This is a genomic window from Escherichia sp. MOD1-EC6021, assembly GCF_002965245.1.
GTDB lineage: Bacteria > Pseudomonadota > Gammaproteobacteria > Enterobacterales > Enterobacteriaceae > Escherichia > Escherichia coli_F.
In genome coordinates, this window is the sequence record NZ_PTRU01000005.1 from 66,941 (window position 1) to 88,326 (window position 21,386).

At 53.0% G+C, this 21,386-nt stretch carries 20 protein-coding genes; 15 read left to right on the forward strand and 5 right to left on the reverse strand.

Annotation, left to right across the window (positions count from 1 at the left end):
• Positions 1–14: 14 nt before the first annotated feature.
• The 15 genes from ileS (at position 15) to BEB54_RS07890 (ending at position 17,041) form a co-directional block, all read left to right on the forward strand.
• Complete coding sequence (gene ileS / locus BEB54_RS07815; RefSeq protein WP_001286856.1) at positions 15–2,831, forward strand: isoleucine--tRNA ligase; 2,817 nt, start codon at positions 15–17, stop codon at positions 2,829–2,831.
• Positions 2,831–3,325, forward strand: coding sequence for a signal peptidase II (gene lspA / locus BEB54_RS07820; protein WP_000083381.1), 495 nt, complete (start codon positions 2,831–2,833; stop codon positions 3,323–3,325). Before ileS ends, lspA begins: the two co-directional genes overlap by 1 nt.
• Positions 3,326–3,432: 107 nt before the next feature.
• On the forward strand, positions 3,433–3,882 hold the full coding sequence (fkpB, locus tag BEB54_RS07825) for an FKBP-type peptidyl-prolyl cis-trans isomerase (protein WP_000004655.1): 450 nt from the start codon (positions 3,433–3,435) through the stop codon (positions 3,880–3,882).
• 1 nt (position 3,883) lies between these two features.
• Positions 3,884–4,834 carry a 4-hydroxy-3-methylbut-2-enyl diphosphate reductase gene (gene ispH / locus BEB54_RS07830; RefSeq protein ID WP_105282168.1) on the forward strand — a complete coding sequence of 317 codons (951 nt, stop codon included), beginning with the start codon at positions 3,884–3,886 and terminating at the stop codon, positions 4,832–4,834.
• Between the two features lie 73 nt (positions 4,835–4,907).
• Positions 4,908–6,113 carry an XAC2610-related protein gene (locus BEB54_RS07835; protein ID WP_105277314.1) on the forward strand — a complete coding sequence of 402 codons (1,206 nt, stop codon included), beginning with the start codon at positions 4,908–4,910 and terminating at the stop codon, positions 6,111–6,113.
• 19 nt (positions 6,114–6,132) lie between these two features.
• Positions 6,133–7,053 carry a ribonucleoside hydrolase RihC gene (gene rihC / locus BEB54_RS07840; RefSeq protein WP_088541461.1) on the forward strand — a complete coding sequence of 307 codons (921 nt, stop codon included), beginning with the start codon at positions 6,133–6,135 and terminating at the stop codon, positions 7,051–7,053.
• A 166-nt stretch (positions 7,054–7,219) separates the two neighbouring features.
• Complete coding sequence (gene dapB / locus BEB54_RS07845; RefSeq protein WP_000543585.1) at positions 7,220–8,041, forward strand: 4-hydroxy-tetrahydrodipicolinate reductase; 822 nt, start codon at positions 7,220–7,222, stop codon at positions 8,039–8,041.
• A gap of 455 nt (positions 8,042–8,496) precedes the next feature.
• On the forward strand, positions 8,497–9,645 hold the full coding sequence (gene carA / locus BEB54_RS07855; RefSeq protein ID WP_105277272.1) for a glutamine-hydrolyzing carbamoyl-phosphate synthase small subunit: 1,149 nt from the start codon (positions 8,497–8,499) through the stop codon (positions 9,643–9,645).
• 17 nt (positions 9,646–9,662) lie between these two features.
• On the forward strand, positions 9,663–12,884 hold the full coding sequence (gene carB, locus BEB54_RS07860; protein WP_105277273.1) for a carbamoyl-phosphate synthase large subunit: 3,222 nt from the start codon (positions 9,663–9,665) through the stop codon (positions 12,882–12,884).
• 127 nt (positions 12,885–13,011) lie between these two features.
• The gene (locus BEB54_RS07865) at positions 13,012–13,245 is read left to right on the forward strand and encodes a YgdI/YgdR family lipoprotein (protein WP_032183186.1); all 234 of its coding nucleotides are present in this window, start codon (positions 13,012–13,014) and stop codon (positions 13,243–13,245) included.
• Positions 13,246–13,348: 103 nt separating this feature from the next.
• Positions 13,349–13,879, forward strand: a complete 531-nt coding sequence (gene kefF / locus BEB54_RS07870) for a glutathione-regulated potassium-efflux system oxidoreductase KefF (RefSeq protein WP_032183187.1) — start codon at positions 13,349–13,351, stop codon at positions 13,877–13,879.
• Positions 13,872–15,734, forward strand: coding sequence for a glutathione-regulated potassium-efflux system protein KefC (gene kefC, locus BEB54_RS07875; protein ID WP_088541457.1), 1,863 nt, complete (start codon positions 13,872–13,874; stop codon positions 15,732–15,734). Before kefF ends, kefC begins: the two co-directional genes overlap by 8 nt.
• Positions 15,735–15,925: 191 nt before the next feature.
• Positions 15,926–16,405 (forward strand): type 3 dihydrofolate reductase, encoded by a 480-nt coding sequence (folA, locus tag BEB54_RS07880; protein ID WP_000624375.1) that lies wholly within the window; start codon positions 15,926–15,928, stop codon positions 16,403–16,405.
• Positions 16,406–16,490: 85 nt separating this feature from the next.
• Positions 16,491–16,724 carry a type II toxin-antitoxin system CcdA family antitoxin gene (locus tag BEB54_RS07885; RefSeq protein ID WP_000125566.1) on the forward strand — a complete coding sequence of 78 codons (234 nt, stop codon included), beginning with the start codon at positions 16,491–16,493 and terminating at the stop codon, positions 16,722–16,724.
• Between the two features lie 2 nt (positions 16,725–16,726).
• Positions 16,727–17,041, forward strand: coding sequence for a CcdB family protein (locus BEB54_RS07890; protein ID WP_105277274.1), 315 nt, complete (start codon positions 16,727–16,729; stop codon positions 17,039–17,041).
• On the opposite strand, the gene apaH is transcribed toward BEB54_RS07890, so the two are convergent.
• The 5 genes from apaH to surA are packed head-to-tail and all read right to left on the reverse strand — an operon-like array spanning position 17,038 to position 21,366.
• Positions 17,038–17,886 (reverse strand): bis(5'-nucleosyl)-tetraphosphatase (symmetrical) ApaH, encoded by an 849-nt coding sequence (apaH, locus tag BEB54_RS07895; RefSeq protein WP_000257196.1) that lies wholly within the window; start codon positions 17,884–17,886, stop codon positions 17,038–17,040. The genes BEB54_RS07890 and apaH overlap by 4 nt on opposite strands.
• A gap of 6 nt (positions 17,887–17,892) precedes the next feature.
• A complete protein-coding gene (apaG, locus tag BEB54_RS07900; protein ID WP_000610901.1) occupies positions 17,893–18,270 on the reverse strand; it encodes a Co2+/Mg2+ efflux protein ApaG in 378 nt (125 codons plus the stop codon).
• A 2-nt stretch (positions 18,271–18,272) separates the two neighbouring features.
• A complete protein-coding gene (gene rsmA, locus BEB54_RS07905) occupies positions 18,273–19,094 on the reverse strand; it encodes a 16S rRNA (adenine(1518)-N(6)/adenine(1519)-N(6))-dimethyltransferase RsmA (RefSeq protein ID WP_001065375.1) in 822 nt (273 codons plus the stop codon).
• Positions 19,091–20,080 (reverse strand): 4-hydroxythreonine-4-phosphate dehydrogenase PdxA, encoded by a 990-nt coding sequence (gene pdxA, locus BEB54_RS07910; protein WP_032183190.1) that lies wholly within the window; start codon positions 20,078–20,080, stop codon positions 19,091–19,093. The genes rsmA and pdxA overlap by 4 nt, the downstream gene beginning before the upstream one ends.
• Positions 20,080–21,366 (reverse strand): peptidylprolyl isomerase SurA, encoded by a 1,287-nt coding sequence (surA, locus tag BEB54_RS07915; protein WP_000800457.1) that lies wholly within the window; start codon positions 21,364–21,366, stop codon positions 20,080–20,082. Before surA ends, pdxA begins: the two co-directional genes overlap by 1 nt.
• Between the last annotated feature and the right edge of the window lie 20 nt (positions 21,367–21,386).

Here is a 21,386-nt window from a genome sequence, read left to right on the forward strand (position 1 = left end):
GAACCGAGAATCTGATGAGTGACTATAAATCAACCCTGAATTTGCCGGAAACAGGGTTCCCGATGCGTGGCGATCTCGCCAAGCGCGAACCGGGAATGCTGGCGCGTTGGACTGATGATGATCTGTACGGCATCATCCGTGCGGCTAAAAAAGGCAAAAAAACCTTCATTCTGCATGATGGCCCTCCTTATGCGAATGGCAGCATTCATATTGGTCACTCGGTTAACAAGATTCTGAAAGACATTATCGTGAAGTCCAAAGGGCTTTCCGGTTATGACTCGCCGTATGTGCCTGGCTGGGACTGCCACGGTCTGCCGATCGAGCTGAAAGTAGAGCAAGAATACGGTAAGCCGGGTGAGAAATTCACCGCTGCCGAGTTCCGCGCCAAGTGCCGCGAATACGCTGCGACCCAGGTTGACGGTCAGCGCAAAGACTTTATCCGTCTGGGCGTGCTGGGCGACTGGTCGCACCCGTACCTGACTATGGACTTCAAAACTGAAGCCAATATCATCCGCGCGCTGGGCAAAATCATCGGCAACGGTCACCTGCACAAAGGCGCGAAGCCGGTGCACTGGTGCGTTGACTGCCGTTCTGCGCTGGCGGAAGCGGAAGTTGAGTATTACGACAAAACTTCTCCGTCCATCGACGTCGCTTTCCAGGCAGTCGATCAGGATGCACTGAAAGCAAAATTTGCCGTAAGCAACGTTAACGGCCCAATCTCGCTGGTGATCTGGACCACTACGCCGTGGACTTTGCCTGCCAACCGCGCAATCTCCATTGCACCGGATTTCGACTATGCGCTGGTGCAGATCGACGGTCAGGCCGTGATTCTGGCGAAAGATCTGGTTGAAAGCGTAATGCAGCGTATCGGCGTGACCGATTACACCATTCTCGGCACGGTAAAAGGTGCGGAGCTGGAGCTGCTGCGCTTTACCCATCCGTTTATGGGCTTCGACGTTCCGGCAATTCTTGGCGATCACGTTACGCTGGATGCCGGTACCGGTGCCGTTCACACCGCGCCAGGCCACGGTCCGGACGACTATGTGATCGGTCAGAAATATGGTCTGGAAACCGCTAACCCGGTTGGCCCGGACGGTACTTATCTGCCGGGTACTTACCCGACGCTGGATGGTGTTAACGTCTTCAAAGCGAACGACATCGTCGTTGCGCTGCTACAGGAAAAAGGCGCGCTGCTGCACGTTGAGAAAATGCAGCACAGCTATCCGTGCTGCTGGCGTCACAAAACGCCGATCATCTTCCGCGCTACGCCGCAGTGGTTCGTCAGCATGGATCAGAAAGGTCTGCGTGCGCAGTCACTGAAAGAGATCAAAGGCGTGCAGTGGATCCCTGACTGGGGCCAGGCGCGTATCGAGTCGATGGTCGCTAACCGTCCTGACTGGTGTATCTCCCGTCAGCGCACCTGGGGCGTACCGATGTCACTGTTCGTGCACAAAGACACGGAAGAGCTGCATCCGCGTACCCTCGAACTGATGGAAGAAGTGGCAAAACGCGTTGAAGTTGATGGCATTCAGGCATGGTGGGATCTTGATGCGAAAGAGATCCTCGGCGACGAAGCTGATCAGTACGTGAAAGTGCCGGATACGCTGGACGTATGGTTTGACTCCGGATCTACCCACTCTTCTGTTGTTGACGTGCGTCCGGAATTTGCTGGTCACGCAGCGGACATGTATCTGGAAGGTTCTGACCAGCACCGTGGCTGGTTCATGTCTTCCCTGATGATCTCCACCGCGATGAAAGGCAAAGCGCCGTATCGTCAGGTACTGACCCACGGCTTTACCGTGGATGGTCAGGGTCGCAAGATGTCTAAATCCATCGGCAACACCGTTTCGCCGCAGGATGTGATGAACAAACTGGGCGCGGATATTCTGCGTCTGTGGGTGGCATCAACGGACTACACCGGTGAAATGGCCGTTTCTGACGAGATCCTGAAACGTGCAGCCGACAGCTATCGTCGTATCCGTAACACTGCACGTTTCCTGCTGGCAAACCTGAACGGTTTCGATCCGGCAAAAGATATGGTGAAACCGGAAGAGATGGTGGTACTGGATCGCTGGGCCGTAGGTTGTGCGAAAGCGGCGCAGGAAGACATCCTCAAGGCGTACGAAGCATACGATTTCCACGAAGTGGTACAGCGTCTGATGCGCTTCTGCTCCGTTGAGATGGGCTCTTTCTACCTCGACATCATTAAGGACCGCCAGTACACCGCGAAAGCGGACAGCGTGGCGCGTCGTAGCTGCCAGACTGCGCTGTATCACATCGCAGAAGCGCTGGTTCGCTGGATGGCACCAATCCTCTCCTTCACCGCTGATGAAGTGTGGGGCTATCTGCCGGGCGAACGTGAAAAATACGTCTTCACCGGCGAGTGGTACGAAGGCCTGTTTGGTCTGGCAGACAGCGAAGCGATGAACGATGCGTTCTGGGACGAGCTGCTGAAAGTGCGTGGCGAAGTGAACAAAGTCATTGAGCAAGCACGTGCCGACAAGAAAGTGGGTGGCTCGCTGGAAGCGGCAGTAACCTTGTATGCAGAACCGGAACTGGCGGCGAAACTGACCGCGCTGGGCGATGAATTACGATTTGTCCTGTTGACCTCCGGCGCTACCGTTGCAGACTATAACGACGCCCCTGCTGATGCTCAGCAGAGCGAAGTACTCAAAGGGCTGAAAGTCGCGTTGAGTAAAGCCGAAGGTGAGAAGTGCCCACGCTGCTGGCACTACACCCAGGATGTCGGCAAGGTGGCGGAACACGCAGAAATCTGCGGCCGCTGTGTCAGCAACGTCGCCGGTGACGGTGAAAAACGTAAGTTTGCCTGATGAGTCAATCGATCTGTTCAACAGGGCTACGCTGGCTGTGGCTGGTGGTAGTCGTGCTGATTATCGATCTGGGCAGCAAATACCTGATCCTCCAGAACTTTGCTCTGGGGGATACGGTCCCGCTGTTCCCGTCGCTTAATCTGCATTATGCGCGTAACTATGGCGCGGCGTTTAGTTTCCTTGCCGATAGCGGCGGCTGGCAGCGTTGGTTCTTTGCCGGTATTGCGATTGGTATTAGCGTGATTCTGGTAGTGATGATGTATCGCTCGAAGGCCACGCAGAAGCTGAACAATATCGCTTACGCGCTGATTATTGGCGGCGCGCTGGGCAACCTGTTCGACCGCCTGTGGCACGGCTTCGTTGTCGATATGATCGACTTCTACGTCGGCGACTGGCACTTCGCCACCTTCAACCTCGCCGATACTGCTATCTGTGTCGGTGCGGCACTGATTGTGCTGGAAGGTTTTTTACCTTCGAAAGCGAAAAAACAATAATAAACCCTGCCGGATGCGATGCTGACGCATCTTATCCGGCCTACAGATTGCTGTGAAATCGTAGGCCGCATCCGGCAAAAATCCTCAAAATATAAGAGCAAACCTGCATGTCTGAATCTGTACAGAGCAATAGCGCCGTCCTGGTGCACTTCACGCTAAAACTCGACGATGGCACCACCGCCGAGTCTACCCGCAACAACGGTAAACCGGCGCTGTTCCGCCTGGGCGATGCTTCTCTCTCCGAAGGTCTGGAGCAACACCTGCTGGGGCTGAAAGTGGGTGATAAAACCACCTTCTCGCTGGAGCCAGATGCGGCGTTTGGCGTGCCGTCACCGGACCTGATTCAGTACTTCTCCCGCCGTGAGTTTATGGATGCAGGCGAGCCAGAAATTGGTGCAATCATGCTTTTTACCGCAATGGATGGCAGTGAGATGCCTGGCGTGATCCGCGAAATTAACGGCGACTCCATTACCGTTGATTTCAATCATCCGCTGGCCGGGCAGACCGTTCATTTTGATATTGAAGTGCTGGAAATCGATCCGGCACTGGAGGCGTAACATGCAGATCCTGTTGGCCAACCCGCGTGGTTTTTGTGCCGGGGTAGACCGCGCTATCAGCATTGTTGAAAACGCGCTGGCCATTTACGGCGCACCGATATATGTCCGTCACGAAGTGGTGCATAACCGCTACGTGGTCGATAGCCTGCGGGAGCGTGGGGCTATCTTTATTGAGCAGATTAGCGAAGTCCCGGACGGCGCGATCCTGATTTTCTCCGCACACGGTGTTTCTCAGGCGGTACGTAACGAAGCGAAAAGCCGTGATTTGACGGTGTTTGATGCCACCTGTCCGCTGGTGACCAAAGTGCATATGGAAGTCGCCCGTGCCAGCCGCCGTGGTGAAGAGTCTATTCTTATCGGTCACGCCGGTCACCCGGAAGTGGAAGGGACGATGGGTCAGTACAGCAACCCGGAAGGGGGAATGTATCTGGTCGAATCGCCGGACGATGTGTGGAAACTGACGGTCAAAAACGAAGAGAAACTCTCCTTTATGACCCAAACCACGCTGTCGGTGGATGACACGTCTGATGTGATCGACGCGCTGCGTAAACGCTTCCCGAAAATTGTCGGTCCGCGCAAAGATGACATTTGCTACGCCACCACTAACCGTCAGGAAGCGGTACGCGCTCTGGCAGAACAGGCGGAAGTAGTACTGGTGGTTGGTTCAAAAAACTCTTCCAACTCCAACCGTCTGGCGGAACTGGCCCAGCGTATGGGCAAACGCGCGTTTTTAATTGACGATGCGAAAGATATCCAGGAAGAGTGGGTAAAAGGCGTGAACTGCGTTGGCGTAACTGCGGGCGCATCGGCTCCGGATATTCTGGTGCAGAATGTAGTCGCACGTTTACAGCAACTGGGCGGTGGTGAAGCCATTTCGCTGGAAGGCCGTGAAGAAAACATTGTTTTCGAAGTGCCAAAAGAGCTGCGTGTCGATATTCGTGAAGTCGAGTAAAGATTAATCATTCAAAACCAGCACATTCGTTGCTGGTTTTTTTTAGCTGTACTCTTCTGCGGAGGCAAGGATGATGAGCAAGATAGCTTATGGATTGGCGGGATTTTTGGCTTTTGTATTTTGTTTGGGAGCGGCCAATGGCGCTTCGCAGCTTGAATTTCCGTTCTGGGATCGAAATTATTCCGGGACGATTGCGGGTAAGCAGGTAAGTGTCGATATCACGCGGATTAACAACGACCTTCATGGTAGCTATTGCTATGAACCCTGCAATCAGAGAAAAATGCGATTAATTCTGCGTGGATCTCTCCAGGTTAAGCGGTTGCTTCTTGAGGAGCGCGCACAGACACTTTCTGGTCAATGGGATGCTGAAGTTTCACCGATTGAGATAAAAGGTGTATGGACTTCAGCCGATAAAAAACACCATTTCCCCATTGCGCTTAACTATAACAAACCCAAAAACGATCCGGGCATTGATCTGGTGCTGGTGGCGGAAGTGAATGACGATTACGACCCTTCCAAAGCGATCGACTGTAATAATGTTCCGGTCATTTCAGCAATAAAATTATATCGTGATGGGAAACCGATACAGACCTTATATACTGCTTCTATCGGCACTTGTAGCATTTTTACGCCTCAATGGAAGGATGTTAATTTTGATGGTTATCCGGATCTTTCCATTCCGCAAGAGTTACCCGCTGGACCCAATATCCCCGAACAAACCTGGCTTTACGATCCCTCAACACAACGTTTTGTTGATGCGCCTGCGTCTTATCAGGAAATCACCTCGCCGGAGCCAGATGCAGAATATAAGCAGATCGTCAGCCATTGGCGAGGAAGCTGCTGTAGTCACGGGGTTGACGTTTATCGCTGGAAGGGGAAAGAGGTTGAATTGATCGAGAGAGGTTCAAGTTATCTTCAGCCCGTGCTAAGCAAAGGTAAAATGTATACCTGCTACGTAATTCCTTCCTATCACGATGGCCGCATTTTTTATCTGCAGGAACGTAAGAATGGTCATCTGACGCCGACTTTTACTGATGTGAAGGGGTGTGAGCCATTTCAGTTAACCACGGATATCCGCACAGTCATTCAGTCACAGAAACCAGGTATGAAGCCGGAATCCATTGAAATTCAGTGGCAGGAAGATAAAGCGTCTCCAGGGGAATTTTGCCCGCTAGTACCGTTTGTTGAAGGCGATAAACTTAGCCCGCGTCTGGTGACGAATAAAGATATTTCGGATATCTGTATCAGCCGCGATGAGTTCAAAGCCATGAGCAAGTAACAAGCCAGGAGAGACAGTAATGACAAAACTTATACCCATCTTCCTTGATACAGACCCAGGCATTGACGATGCGGTCGCCATTGCCGCCGCGATTTTTGCCCCCGAACTCGACCTGCAACTGATGACCACCGTCGCGGGTAATGTTTCGGTTGAGAAAACTACCCGCAACGCCCTGCAACTGCTGCATTTCTGGAATGCGGATATTCCGCTCGCCCAGGGAGCCGCTGTGCCGCTGGTACGCGCACCGCGTAATGCAGCATCTGTGCACGGTGAATCGGGAATGGCTGGCTACGACTTTGTCGAGCACAACAGAAGCCCACTGGACAAACCCGCATTTCTGGCGATTCGTGATGCCCTGCTGCGTGCGCCTGAGCCTGTTACGCTGGTAGCCATCGGCCCGTTAACCAATATTGCGCTGTTACTTTCACAATGCCCGGAATGCAAACCGCATATTCGCCGTCTGGTGATCATGGGCGGTTCTGCCGGACGCGGCAACTGTACGCCAAACGCCGAGTTTAATATCGCTGCCGATCCAGAAGCGGCAGCCTGTGTCTTCCGTAGCGGCATCGAAATCGTTATGTGCGGTCTGGATGTCACCAATCAGGCAATATTAACTCCTGACTATCTCGCTACTTTGCCGGAGTTGAATCGTACCGGGAAAATGTTGCACGCCCTGTTTAGCCACTACCGTAGCGGCAGTATGCAAAGCGGTCTGCGTATGCACGATCTCTGCGCCATCGCCTGGCTGGTGCGCCCAGACTTGTTCACTCTCAAACCGTGTTTTGTGGCGGTGGAAACTCAGGGTGAATTTACCTCAGGTACTACGGTTGTTGATATTGATGGTTGCCTGAGTAAACCTGCAAACGTGCAGGTGGCGCTGGATCTGGATGTGAAAGGTTTCCAGCAGTGGGTGGCTGAGGTGCTGGCTCTGGCGTCGTAACCTGTCACATGTTATCGGCATGCAGTCATTCATCGACTCATGCCTTTCACTGATATCCCTCCCTGTTTATCATTAATTTCTAATTATCAGCGTTTTTGGCTGGCGGCGTAGCGATGCGCTGGTTACTCTGAAAACGGTCTATGCAAATTAACAAAAGAGAATAGCTATGCATGATGCAAACATCCGCGTTGCCATCGCGGGAGCCGGGGGGCGTATGGGCCGCCAGTTGATTCAGGCGGCGCTGGCATTAGAAGGCGTGCAGCTGGGCGCGGCGCTGGAGCGCGAAGGATCTTCTTTACTGGGCAGCGACGCCGGTGAGCTGGCGGGTGCAGGAAAAACAGGCGTTACTGTGCAAAGCAGCCTTGATGCGATAAAAGATGATTTTGATGTGTTTATCGATTTTACCCGTCCGGAAGGTACGTTGAATCATCTCGCTTTTTGTCGCCAGCATGGCAAAGGGATGGTGATCGGCACTACGGGGTTTGACGAAGCCGGTAAACAGGCGATTCGTGACGCCGCCGCCGATATTGCGATTGTCTTTGCCGCCAATTTTAGCGTTGGCGTTAACGTCATGCTTAAGCTGCTGGAGAAAGCAGCCAAAGTGATGGGTGACTACACCGATATCGAAATTATTGAAGCACATCATAGACATAAAGTTGATGCGCCTTCAGGCACCGCACTGGCAATGGGAGAGGCGATCGCCCACGCCCTGGATAAAGATCTGAAAGATTGCGCGGTCTACAGTCGTGAAGGCCATACCGGTGAACGTGTGCCTGGCACCATTGGTTTTGCCACCGTGCGTGCAGGTGACATCGTTGGCGAACATACCGCGATGTTTGCCGATATTGGTGAGCGTCTGGAGATCACCCATAAGGCGTCCAGCCGCATGACATTTGCTAACGGTGCGGTAAGATCGGCTTTGTGGTTGAGTGGTAAGGAAAGTGGTCTTTTTGATATGCGAGATGTGCTTGATCTCAATAATTTGTAACCACAAAACATTTGTGATGGTGCAAAAATAACATATTTAATTTATTGATTATAAAGGGCTTTAATTTTTAGCCCTTTTATTTTGAGTTTTTTATTTATAAAATCGTATAGTGTGCTAAAAATAACATGTTTTCTCTTCTGTTTTTGTTGTTTTAATGTAAATTTTGACCATTTGGTCCACTTTTTTCTACGCGTTTTGATTTTATACAATCTTCTTGCTGCGCAAGCGTTTTCCAGAACGGGTTATATGATCTTTTTGTCGCTTAATGCCTGCAAAACATGCATGAGCCACAAAATAATATAAAAAATACCACCATTAAGTTGACTTTTAGCTCTCATCTCTCCAGAATGCCGCCGTTTGCCAGAAATTCGTCGGTAAGCAGATTTGCATTGATTTACGTCATCATTGTGAATTAATATGCAAATAAAGTGAGTGAATATTCTCTGGAGGGTGTTTTGATTAAGTCAGCGCTATTGGTTCTGGAAGACGGAACCCAGTTTCACGGTCGGGCCATAGGGGCAACAGGTTCGGCGGTTGGGGAAGTCGTTTTCAATACTTCAATGACCGGTTATCAAGAAATCCTCACTGATCCTTCCTATTCTCGTCAAATCGTTACTCTTACTTATCCCCATATTGGCAATATCGGCACTAATGACGCCGATGAAGAATCTTCTCAGGTACATGCACAAGGTCTGGTGATTCGCGACCTGCCGCTGATTGCCAGCAACTTCCGTAATACCGAAGACCTCTCTTCTTACCTTAAACGCCATAACATCGTGGCGATTGCTGATATCGATACCCGTAAGCTGACGCGTTTACTGCGTGAGAAAGGCGCACAGAATGGCTGCATTATCGCAGGCGATAACCCGGATGCGGCGCTGGCGTTAGAAAAAGCCCGCGCGTTCCCAGGTCTGAACGGCATGGATCTGGCAAAAGAAGTGACCACCGCAGAATCCTATAGCTGGACACAAGGGAGCTGGACGCTGACCGGCGGCCTGCCAGAAGCGAAGAAAGAAGACGAGCTGCCGTTCCATGTTGTGGCTTATGATTTTGGTGCCAAGCGCAACATCCTGCGCATGTTGGTGGATAGAGGCTGCCGCCTGACCATCGTTCCGGCGCAAACCTCTGCGGAAGATGTACTGAAAATGAATCCAGACGGTATCTTCCTCTCCAACGGTCCTGGCGACCCGGCACCGTGTGATTACGCTATTACTGCCATCCAGAAATTCCTCGAAACCGACATCCCGGTATTCGGCATCTGCCTCGGCCATCAGTTGCTGGCGCTGGCGAGCGGTGCGAAGACTGTCAAAATGAAATTTGGACACCACGGCGGCAACCATCCGGTTAAAGATGTTGAAAAAAACGTGGTGATGATCACCGCCCAGAACCACGGTTTTGCGGTGGATGAAGCAACATTACCTGCAAACCTGCGTGTTACGCATAAATCCCTGTTCGACGGTACGTTACAGGGCATTCATCGCACCGATAAACCGGCATTCAGCTTCCAGGGCCACCCTGAAGCCAGTCCGGGTCCACACGACGCCGCGCCGTTGTTCGACCACTTTATCGAGTTAATTGAGCAGTACCGTAAAACCGCTAAGTAATCAGGAGTAAAAGAGCCATGCCAAAACGTACAGATATAAAAAGTATCCTGATTCTGGGTGCGGGCCCGATTGTTATCGGTCAGGCGTGTGAGTTTGACTACTCTGGCGCGCAAGCATGTAAAGCCCTGCGCGAAGAGGGTTACCGCGTCATTCTGGTGAACTCCAACCCAGCGACCATCATGACCGACCCGGAAATGGCTGATGCGACCTACATCGAGCCGATTCACTGGGAAGTGGTACGCAAGATTATTGAAAAAGAGCGTCCGGACGCGGTGCTGCCAACGATGGGCGGTCAGACAGCGCTGAACTGTGCGCTGGAGCTGGAGCGTCAGGGCGTGCTGGAAGAGTTCGGCGTCACCATGATTGGTGCCACCGCCGATGCGATTGATAAAGCCGAAGACCGCCGCCGTTTCGACGTGGCGATGAAGAAAATCGGTCTGGAAACTGCGCGTTCCGGTATCGCGCACACCATGGAAGAAGCGCTGGCAGTTGCCGCTGATGTGGGCTTCCCGTGCATTATTCGCCCATCCTTTACTATGGGCGGTAGCGGTGGCGGTATCGCTTATAACCGCGAAGAGTTTGAAGAAATTTGCGCCCGCGGTCTGGATCTCTCTCCGACCAAAGAGTTGCTGATTGATGAGTCGCTGATCGGCTGGAAAGAGTACGAGATGGAAGTGGTGCGTGATAAAAACGACAACTGCATCATCGTCTGCTCTATCGAAAACTTCGATGCGATGGGCATCCATACCGGTGACTCCATCACTGTCGCGCCAGCCCAAACGCTGACCGACAAAGAATATCAAATCATGCGTAACGCCTCGATGGCGGTGCTGCGTGAAATCGGCGTTGAAACCGGTGGTTCCAACGTCCAGTTTGCGGTGAACCCGAAAAATGGTCGCCTGATTGTTATCGAAATGAACCCGCGAGTGTCCCGTTCTTCGGCGCTGGCGTCGAAAGCCACCGGTTTCCCGATTGCCAAAGTGGCGGCGAAACTGGCGGTTGGTTACACCCTCGATGAACTGATGAACGACATCACTGGCGGGCGTACTCCGGCCTCCTTCGAACCGTCCATCGACTACGTGGTGACCAAAATTCCTCGCTTCAACTTCGAGAAATTCGCCGGTGCTAACGATCGTCTGACCACTCAGATGAAATCCGTCGGCGAAGTGATGGCGATTGGTCGCACGCAGCAGGAATCCCTGCAAAAAGCCCTGCGCGGCCTGGAAGTCGGTGCGACTGGTTTTGACCCGAAAGTCAGCCTGGACGACCCGGAAGCGCTGACCAAAATTCGCCGCGAGCTGAAAGACGCAGGCGCAGATCGTATCTGGTACATCGCCGATGCTTTCCGTGCGGGCCTGTCTGTAGACGGCGTCTTTAACCTGACCAACATTGACCGCTGGTTCCTGGTACAAATTGAAGAACTGGTGCGTCTGGAAGAGAAAGTGGCGGAAGTGGGCATCACTGGCCTGAACGCTGACTTCCTGCGCCAGTTGAAACGCAAAGGCTTTGCCGATGCGCGTCTGGCTAAACTGGCGGGCGTGCGCGAAGCGGAAATCCGCAAGCTACGCGACCAGTATGACCTGCACCCGGTCTACAAACGTGTGGATACCTGTGCGGCAGAATTTGCCACCGACACCGCGTATATGTACTCCACCTATGAAGAAGAGTGCGAATCCAACCCATCTGACCGTGACAAAATCATGGTGCTCGGCGGCGGCCCGAACCGTATCGGTCAGGGTATTGAATTCGACTACTGCTGTGTACACGCCTCGCTGGCGCTACGTGAAGACGGTTACGAAACCATTATGGTTAACTGTAACCCGGAAACCGTCTCCACTGACTACGACACTTCCGATCGCCTCTACTTCGAGCCGGTAACTCTGGAAGATGTGCTGGAAATCGTGCGTATTGAGAAGCCGAAAGGCGTTATCGTTCAGTACGGCGGTCAGACCCCGCTGAAACTGGCGCGCGCACTGGAAGCCGCTGGCGTACCGGTTATCGGCACCAGCCCGGATGCTATCGACCGTGCGGAAGACCGTGAACGCTTCCAGCATGCGGTTGACCGTCTGAAACTGAAACAACCGGCGAACGCCACCGTTACCGCTATTGAAATGGCGGTTGAGAAGGCAAAAGAGATTGGTTACCCGCTGGTGGTGCGTCCGTCTTACGTTCTCGGCGGTCGGGCGATGGAAATCGTCTATGACGAAGCTGACCTGCGTCGCTACTTCCAGACGGCGGTGAGCGTGTCTAACGATGCACCAGTATTGCTGGACCACTTCCTCGATGACGCGGTAGAAGTGGATGTGGACGCCATCTGCGACGGTGAAATGGTGCTGATTGGCGGCATCATGGAGCATATTGAGCAGGCGGGCGTGCACTCCGGTGACTCCGCATGTTCTCTGCCAGCCTACACTTTAAGTCAGGAAATTCAGGATGTGATGCGCCAACAGGTGCAGAAACTGGCCTTCGAATTGCAGGTGCGCGGACTGATGAACGTGCAGTTTGCGGTGAAAAACAACGAAGTCTACCTGATTGAAGTTAACCCGCGTGCGGCGCGTACCGTTCCGTTCGTCTCCAAAGCCACCGGCGTACCGCTGGCGAAAGTAGCGGCGCGTGTGATGGCTGGCAAATCGCTGGCTGAGCAGGGCGTAACTAAAGAAGTTATCCCGCCATATTACTCGGTGAAAGAAGTGGTGCTGCCGTTCAACAAATTCCCCGGCGTTGACCCGCTGTTAGGGCCAGAAATGCGCTCTACCGGGGAAGTGATGGGCGTGGGCCGCACCTTCGCTGAAGCGTTTGCCAAAGCGCAGCTGGGCAGTAACTCCACGATGAAGAAACACGGTCGTGCGTTGCTCTCCGTGCGTGAAGGCGATAAAGAACGCGTGGTTGACCTGGCGGCAAAACTGCTGAAACAGGGCTTCGAGCTGGATGCGACCCACGGCACAGCGATTGTGCTGGGCGAAGCAGGTATTAACCCGCGTCTGGTGAACAAGGTGCATGAAGGTCGTCCGCACATTCAGGACCGTATCAAGAATGGCGAATATACCTACATCATCAACACCACCTCAGGCCGTCGTGCGATTGAGGACTCCCGCGTGATTCGTCGCAGTGCGCTGCAATATAAAGTGCACTATGACACCACCCTGAACGGTGGTTTCGCTACCGCGATGGCGCTGAATGCCGATGCGACTGAAAAAGTAATTTCGGTGCAGGAAATGCACGCGCAGATTAAGAAGTAACCCCTCCGCGCCCGGTAACATTGCTGTTGCCGGGCGCAACTCGCCTCAGAATCTTCTGTTTTTTCACTTGCTTTCAGGCAGTTAACCTAAACTGAATGCTTACTACAGCAAAGCAGAGGAAAAGACGATGCAACATAAAGTATTGATCACATCAATCTTCGCCGCGGCGGTAATGTTCACTGTGGCTGGCTGTTCCTCAAACCAGGCGGTAAGAACAACCGATGGCCAAACGATAGTCACCGATGGTAAACCGCAGGTTGATGACGATACCGGGCTGGTTTCTTACAAAAATGCGCAAACCGGGCAAACTGAACAGATCAACCGCGATCAGGTTAAAGATATGAGTGAGTTGGACAACTGATTCAGATTTCTGCTTTTTCTGAATCAATATTATTGACTATAAGCCGCGTGAATATATGACTACACTTTGTGGGAAAACAAAGGCGTAAACACGCGAGTTAACTATGATCCTCATAATTTATGCGCATCCGTATCCGCATCATTCTCATGCGAATAAACGGATGCTTGAACACGCAAGGACGCTGGAAGGCGTCGAAGTTCGCTCTCTTTATCAACTCTATCCTGACTTCAATATCGATATTGCTGCCGAGCAGGAGGCGTTGTCTCGCGCCGACCTGATCGTCTGGCAGCACCCGATGCAGTGGTACAGCATTCCTCCGCTCCTTAAACTTTGGATCGATAAAGTTTTCTCGCACGGCTGGGCTTACGGTCACGGCGGCACGGCACTGCATGGTAAACATTTGCTGTGGGCGGTGACGACCGGCGGCGGGGAAAGTCATTTTGAGATTGGCGCGCATCCGGGCTTTGATGTGCTGTCGCAGCCGCTACAGGCGACGGCAATCTACTGCGGGCTGAACTGGCTGCCACCGTTTGCCATGCACTGTACCTTTATTTGTGACGACGAAACCCTCGAAGGGCAGGCGCGTCATTATAAGCAACGTCTGCTGGAATGGCAGGAGGCACATCATGGATAGCCATACGCTGATTCAGGCGCTGATTTATCTCGGTTCGGCGGCGCTGATTGTACCCATTGCGGTACGTCTTGGTCTGGGATCGGTACTTGGCTACCTGATCGCCGGCTGCATTATTGGCCCGTGGGGGCTGCGACTGGTGACCGATGCCGAATCTATTCTGCACTTTGCCGAGATCGGCGTGGTGCTGATGCTGTTTATTATCGGCCTCGAACTCGATCCACAAAGGCTGTGGAAGTTGCGTGCGGCAGTGTTTGGTGGTGGTGCATTACAGATGGTGATTTGCGGCGGCCTGCTGGGGCTGTTCTGCATGTTCCTTGGTCTGCGCTGGCAGGTAGCGGAACTGATCGGCATGACACTGGCGCTCTCATCAACGGCAATTGCCATGCAGGCGATGAATGAACGCAACCTGATGGTGACACAAATGGGCCGTAGCGCCTTTGCGGTGCTGCTGTTCCAGGATATCGCCGCGATCCCGCTGGTAGCGATGATCCCGCTACTGGCGGCGAGCAGTGCCTCGACGACGATGGGCGCATTTGCTCTCTCGGCGTTAAAAGTGGCGGGTGCACTGGTGCTGGTGGTACTGCTGGGGCGCTATGTCACGCGTCCGGCGCTGCGTTTTGTTGCCCGCTCTGGCTTGCGGGAAGTGTTTAGTGCCGTGGCGTTATTCCTCGTGTTTGGCTTTGGTTTGCTGCTGGAAGAGGTCGGCTTGTCGATGGCGATGGGCGCGTTTCTGGCGGGCGTACTGCTGGCAAGCTCGGAATACCGCCATGCGTTGGAAAGCGATATCGAGCCATTTAAAGGTTTGCTGTTGGGGCTGTTTTTCATCGGTGTTGGCATGTCGATAGACTTTGGCACGTTGCTTGAAAATCCGTTGCGCATTGTCATTTTGCTGCTCGGTTTCCTCATCATCAAAATCGCTATGCTGTGGCTGATTGCCCGACCGTTGCAGGTGCCGAATAAACAGCGTCGCTGGTTTGCGGTGCTGTTAGGGCAGGGCAGTGAGTTTGCCTTTGTGGTATTTGGCGCGGCGCAAATGGCGAATGTGCTGGAGCCGGAGTGGGCGAAGTCGCTGACCCTGGCGGTGGCGCTGTCGATGGCGGCAACGCCGATTCTGCTGGTGATCCTCAATCGCCTTGAGCAATCTTCTACCGAACAAGCGCGTGAAGCTGATGAGATTGATGAAGAACAGCCGCGGGTGATCATTGCTGGATTCGGTCGTTATGGACAGATTACCGGACGTTTACTGCTCTCCAGCGGGGTGAAAATGGTGGTGCTCGATCATGATCCTGACCATATCGAAACCTTGCGCAAATTTGGCATGAAAGTGTTTTACGGCGATGCCACGCGGATGGATTTACTGGAGTCTGCCGGAGCGGCGAAAGCAGAAGTGCTGATTAACGCCATTGACGATCCACAAACCAACCTGCAACTGACGGAGATGGTGAAAGAACATTTCCCGCATCTGCAGATTATTGCCCGCGCCCGCGATGTCGATCACTACATTCGTTTGCGTCAGGCAGGCGTTGAAAAGCCAGAGCGTGAAACCTTTGAAGGTGCGCTGAAAACCGGGCGTCTGGCGCTGGAAAGTTTAGGTCTGGGGCCGTATGAAGCGCGAGAACGCGCCGATGTGTTCCGCCGCTTTAATATTCAGATGGTGGAAGAGATGGCAATGGTTGAGAACGACACCAAAGCCCGTGCGGCGGTCTATAAACGCACCAGCGCGATGTTAAGTGAGATCATTACCGAAGACCGTGAACATCTGTCATTAATTCAACGACATGGCTGGCAGGGAACCGAAGAAGGGAAACATACCGGCAATATGGCGGATGAACCGGAAACGAAGCCCTCATCCTAATAAAGAGTGACGTAAATCACACTTTACAGCTAACTGTTTGTTTTTGTTTCATTGTAATGCGGCGAGTCCAGGGGGAGAGCGTGGACTCGCCAGCAGAATATAAAATTTTCCTCAACATCATCCTCGCACCAGTCGACGACGGTTTACGCTTTACGTATAGTGGCGACAATTTTTTTTATCGGGAAATCTCAATGATCAGTCTGATTGCGGCGTTAGCGGTAGATCGCGTTATCGGCATGGAAAACGCCATGCCGTGGAACCTGCCTGCCGATCTCGCCTGGTTTAAACGCAACACCTTAAATAAACCAGTGATTATGGGCCGCCATACCTGGGAATCCATCGGTCGTCCGCTGCCAGGACGCAAAAATATTATCCTCAGCAGTCAACCGGGTACGGACGATCGCGTAACGTGGGTGAAGTCGGTGGATGAAGCCATCGCGGCGTGTGGTGACGTACCAGAAATCATGGTGATTGGCGGTGGTCGCGTTTATGAGCAGTTCCTGCCCAAAGCGCAAAAACTGTATCTGACGCATATCGACGCAGAAGTGGAAGGCGACACCCATTTCCCGGATTACGAGCCGGATGACTGGGAATCGGTATTCAGCGAATTCCACGACGCTGATGCGCAGAACTCTCATAGCTATTGCTTTGAGATTCTGGAACGGCGGTAAGTTTGTATATTAGAATTCCGGCATCACTGATACGTGCAGATATCCGTGTATACTAGACGTATAAATTGTACAGGAGCACGATATCATGACTGCAAAACGTACCACACAAAGTGTGACCGTCACCGTCGACCGTGAGTTAGTCAATCGCGCTCGTGATGCAGGCTTAAATATGAGCGCCACCCTTACGGTTGCGCTCAATGCTGAACTTAAAAAACATGCAGCAACACGTTGGCGTGAAGAGAACGCAGAAGCTATCGCTGCGTTAAACCAATTGGCTGATGAAACCGGATGTTTCTCTGATGAGTACCGGAGCTTCTAGCGATGCAATTTACGGTATACCGCAGTCGCGGCAGGAACGCCGCGTTTCCCTTTGTTATCGATGTTACCAGCGACATTATTGGTGAGATTAATCGCCGTATCGTTATTCCATTAACACCTATTGAACGATTTAGCCATATTCGCCCACCAGAACGGCTTAACCCAATCCTTTTACTGGTAGACGGCAAAGATTATGTGCTCATGACGCATGAGACTGCAACTGTTCCAGTTAACACGCTGGGAACGAAATTTTGCGATGCCAGCGCGCACCGAACTTTGATTAAAGGAGCATTAGATTTTATGCTCGACGGGATTTAAGACGCGACCGCCTCTCCCTCACCCATATCTTTATGCCGGTTCGACGGCTGGACAAAATACTGTTTATCTTCCCAGCGCAGGCAGGTTAATGTACCCCCCCAGCAGCAGCCGGTATCCAGCGCGTAAATACCTTCCGGCGTACCTTTGCCCTCCAGCGATGCCCAGTGACCAAAGGCGATGCTGTATTCTTCAGCGACAGGGCCAGGAATCGCAAACCACGGTTTCAGTGGGGCAGGGGCTTCTTCCGGCGATTCTTTGCTGTACATATCCAGTTGACCGTTCGGGAAGCAAAAGCGCATACGGGTAAAGGCGTTGGTGATAAAACGCAGTCTTCCCAGCCCCCGCAATTCCGGTGACCAGTTATTTGGCATATCGCCGTACATGGCATCCAGGAAGAAGGGATAGGAGTCACTCGACAGCACCGCTTCTACATCGCGTGCGCACTCTTTGGCGGTCTGCAGATCCCACTGCGGCGTGATCCCGGCGTGGGCCATCACCAACTTTTTCTCTTCGTCGATTTGCAGCAGAGGCTGGCGACGCAGCCAGTTAAGCAGCTCGTCGGCATCCGGCGCTTCCAGCAGCGGTGTCAGGCGATCTTTCGGTTTATTGCGGCTGATCCCGGCGAATACCGCCAGCAGATGCAGATCGTGATTGCCCAGCACCAGACGTACGCTGTCGCCTAAGGATTTCACATAGCGCAGAACATCCAGCGAACCAGGGCCGCGCGCGACCAGATCGCCTGTCAGCCAGAGGGTGTCTTTCCCAGGGGTAAATTCTACTTTATGCAGCAATGCGATCAGTTCATCGTAACAACCATGAACGTCGCCAATAAGGTATGTCGCCATATTCTTTTAATGAATGAGTGTGGGAACGGCGAGTCGGAATACGGGAATGTCGATGCTGAAAGGGACGCCATTTTCATCGATCATTTCGTAGTGACCCTGCATGGTGCCCAGCGGGGTTTCAATGATTGCACCGCTGGTGTACTGGTACTCTTCGCCAGGCGCGATAAGTGGCTGGACGCCAACCACTCCTTCGCCCTGGACTTCGGTTTCACGGCCATTGCCATTGGTGATCAGCCAGTAACGCCCCAACAACTGCACTGGCGCTCGCCCCAGATTGCGTATGGTTACGGTATAAGCAAAAACGTAACGTTCATTATCAGGTGAAGATTGTGCCTCAATGTAGACGCTTTGAACCTGAATACACACTCGGGGCGAATTGATCATCGTTAACTCTCCTGCAAAGGCGCGTTCTCCGCCAGATAGTTCGCCATCTGGCAATATTGCGCGACAGAGATATTTTCCGCTCGCATCGCCGGGTCGATCCCCATTCCGGTTAACACCTCGATGCTAAACAGGTTGCCGAGGCTGTTACGAATGGTTTTACGACGCTGGTTAAAGGCTTCGGTGGTGATGCGGCTCAACACGCGAACATCTTTGACCGGGTGAGGCATCGTTGCATGAGGAACCAGGCGCACGACGGCGGAATCCACTTTGGGTGGTGGTGTAAAGGCTGACGGCGGTACTTCCAGCACCGGGATCACGTTGCAATAGTATTGCGCCATGACGCTTAATCGACCATACGCCTTGCTGTTCGGTCCTGCAACCAGACGATTCACCACCTCTTTTTGCAACATAAAGTGCATGTCGGCAATGGCATCAGTATAGCTAAACAGATGGAACATCAACGGCGTGGAGATGTTATAAGGCAGGTTGCCGAAAACACGCAGCGGCTGGCCCATTTTCTCGGCCAGTTCGCCAAAGTTAAAGGTCATCGCATCCTGCTGATAAATCGTCAGTTTCGGGCCTAAGAATGGATGCGTTTGCAGACGTGCCGCCAGATCGCGGTCAAGTTCGATGACCGTCAGCTGGTCCAGACGTTCGCCGACCGGTTCGGTCAATGCCGCCAGACCGGGGCCGATTTCGACCATCGCCTGGCCCTTCTGCGGGTTAATGGCAGAAACAATGCTGTCGATCACGAACTGATCGTTGAGAAAGTTTTGCCCGAAGCGTTTACGGGCTAAGTGGCCCTGGTGGACTCGATTATTCATTGGGTGTTAACAATCATTTTGATGGCGAGATTAAGCGCCGTAATAAAACTGCCGACATCGGCTTTGCCACGTCCCGCCAGTTCAAGCGCGGTGCCGTGGTCCACTGATGTGCGAATAAAGGGCAGGCCCAGCGTAATGTTCACACCGCGCCCGAAGCCCTGGTATTTTAGCACGGGAAGACCCTGATCGTGGTACATCGCCAGCACGGCGTCGGCGTTATCGAGATATTTCGGCTGAAACAGGGTATCGGCAGGCAGCGGCCCGTTAAGTTTCATCCCCTGCCCCCGTAACTCGTCGAGCACCGGAATGATAGTGTCTATCTCTTCCGTACCCATATGACCGCCTTCGCCCGCGTGCGGATTCAGCCCGCAGACCAGAATGCGCGGTTCGGCAATACCAAATTTGGTCCGCAAATCGTGATGCAAAATAGCAATGACTTCGTGCAAAAGCGCAGGGGTGATAGCGTCTGCGATATCGCGCAGCGGTAAATGCGTCGTTGCCAGCGCCACGCGAAGTTCTTCGGTCGCCAGCATCATTACCACTTTTTTCACCTGCGAACGCTCTTCGAAAAACTCGGTATGACCGGTAAACGGAATGCCTGCGTCGTTAATGACGCCTTTATGCACGGGGCCTGTGATCAGCGCAGCAAATTCACCGTTCAGACAGCCATCACACGCTCGCGCCAGCGTCTCCACCACATAATGCCCATTTTCAACCGCTAACTGCCCCGCAGTGACAGATTCACGTAGCGCGACAGGAAGTAGCGTTAATGTGCCCGCAGTTTGCGGTTGTGCAGGGGAGTTGGGGGTATAAGGGCGGAGGGTGAGCGGCAAACCGAGCATCGCTGCCCGGTCGGTAAGGAGAGTGGCATCGGCACAAACAACCAGTTCGACCGGCCACTCACGCTGTGCAAGCTGGACAACTAAGTCCGGGCCAATCCCGGCGGGTTCGCCGGGAGTGATCACAACACGTTGGGTTTTAACCATTAGTTGCTCAGGATTTTAACGTAGGCGCTGGCACGTTGTTCCTGCATCCAGCTTGCTGCTTCTTCCGAGAACTTACGGTTCATCAGCATGCGGTACGCACGATCTTTCTGCGCAGCGTCGGTTTTATCGACATTACGGGTGTCCAGCAGTTCGATTAAATGCCAGCCGAATGAAGAGTGAACCGGTGCACTCATTTGACCTTTGTTCAGGCGGGTCAGCGCATCACGGAAGGCCGGATCGAAAATATCTGGCGTAGCCCAGCCGAGATCGCCGCCCTGGTTAGCAGAGCCTGGATCCTGAGAGAACTCTTTCGCTGCGGCAGCAAAAGTCGTTTTACCACTCTTGATATCGGCAGCAATCTGTTCCAGTTTCACGCGGGCCTGTTCGTCAGTCATGATCGGCGACGGTTTCAGCAGAATATGGCGAGCATGAACTTCGGTCACCGAGATATTTTTGCTTTCGCCGCGCAGGTCGTTAACTTTCAGAATATGGAAGCCAACGCCGGAACGAATTGGGCCAACAATGTCGCCTTTCTTCGCGGTGCTTAATGCCTGGGCGAAGATCCCCGGCAACTCCTGAATACGGCCCCAGCCCATCTGGCCGCCGTTCAGCGCCTGCTGGTCGGCAGAATGAGCAATCGCCAGTTTACCGAAATCAGCGCCGTTACGCGCCTGATCGACAATAGCGCGCGCCTGGCTTTCCGCTTCGTTCACCTGATCAGAGGTCGGGTTTTCTGGCAGCGGAATCAGGATGTGGCTCAGGTTCAGCTCAGTGCTGGCATCGTTTTGGTTACCCACCTGCTGCGCCAGAGATTCGACTTCCTGCGGCAGGATAGTGATGCGACGACGCACTTCGTTGTTACGCACTTCAGAGATAATCATCTCTTTGCGGATCTGGTTACGATAGGTGTTGTAGTTCAGACCGTCGTAAGCCAGACGGCTGCGCATCTGATCCAGCGTCATGTTGTTTTGTTTAGCGATGTTAGCAATCGCCTGATCGAGCTGCTCATCGGAGATTTTCACTCCCATTTTCTGCCCCATCTGCAGGATGATTTGATCCATGATCAAACGTTCCATGATTTGGTGGCGCAGCGTCGCGTCATCAGGAAGTTGCTGCCTTGCCTGGGCAGCGTTCAGTTTTACCGACTGCATTAATCCATCAACGTCGCTTTCCAGCACGACGCCGTTATTGACGACGGCTGCGACTTTATCGACTACCTGGGGGGCAGCGAAACTGGTATTCGCGATCATGGCGATACCGAGAAGCAGCGTTTTCCAGTTCTTCATACTTTTTCCATTTCAATTAA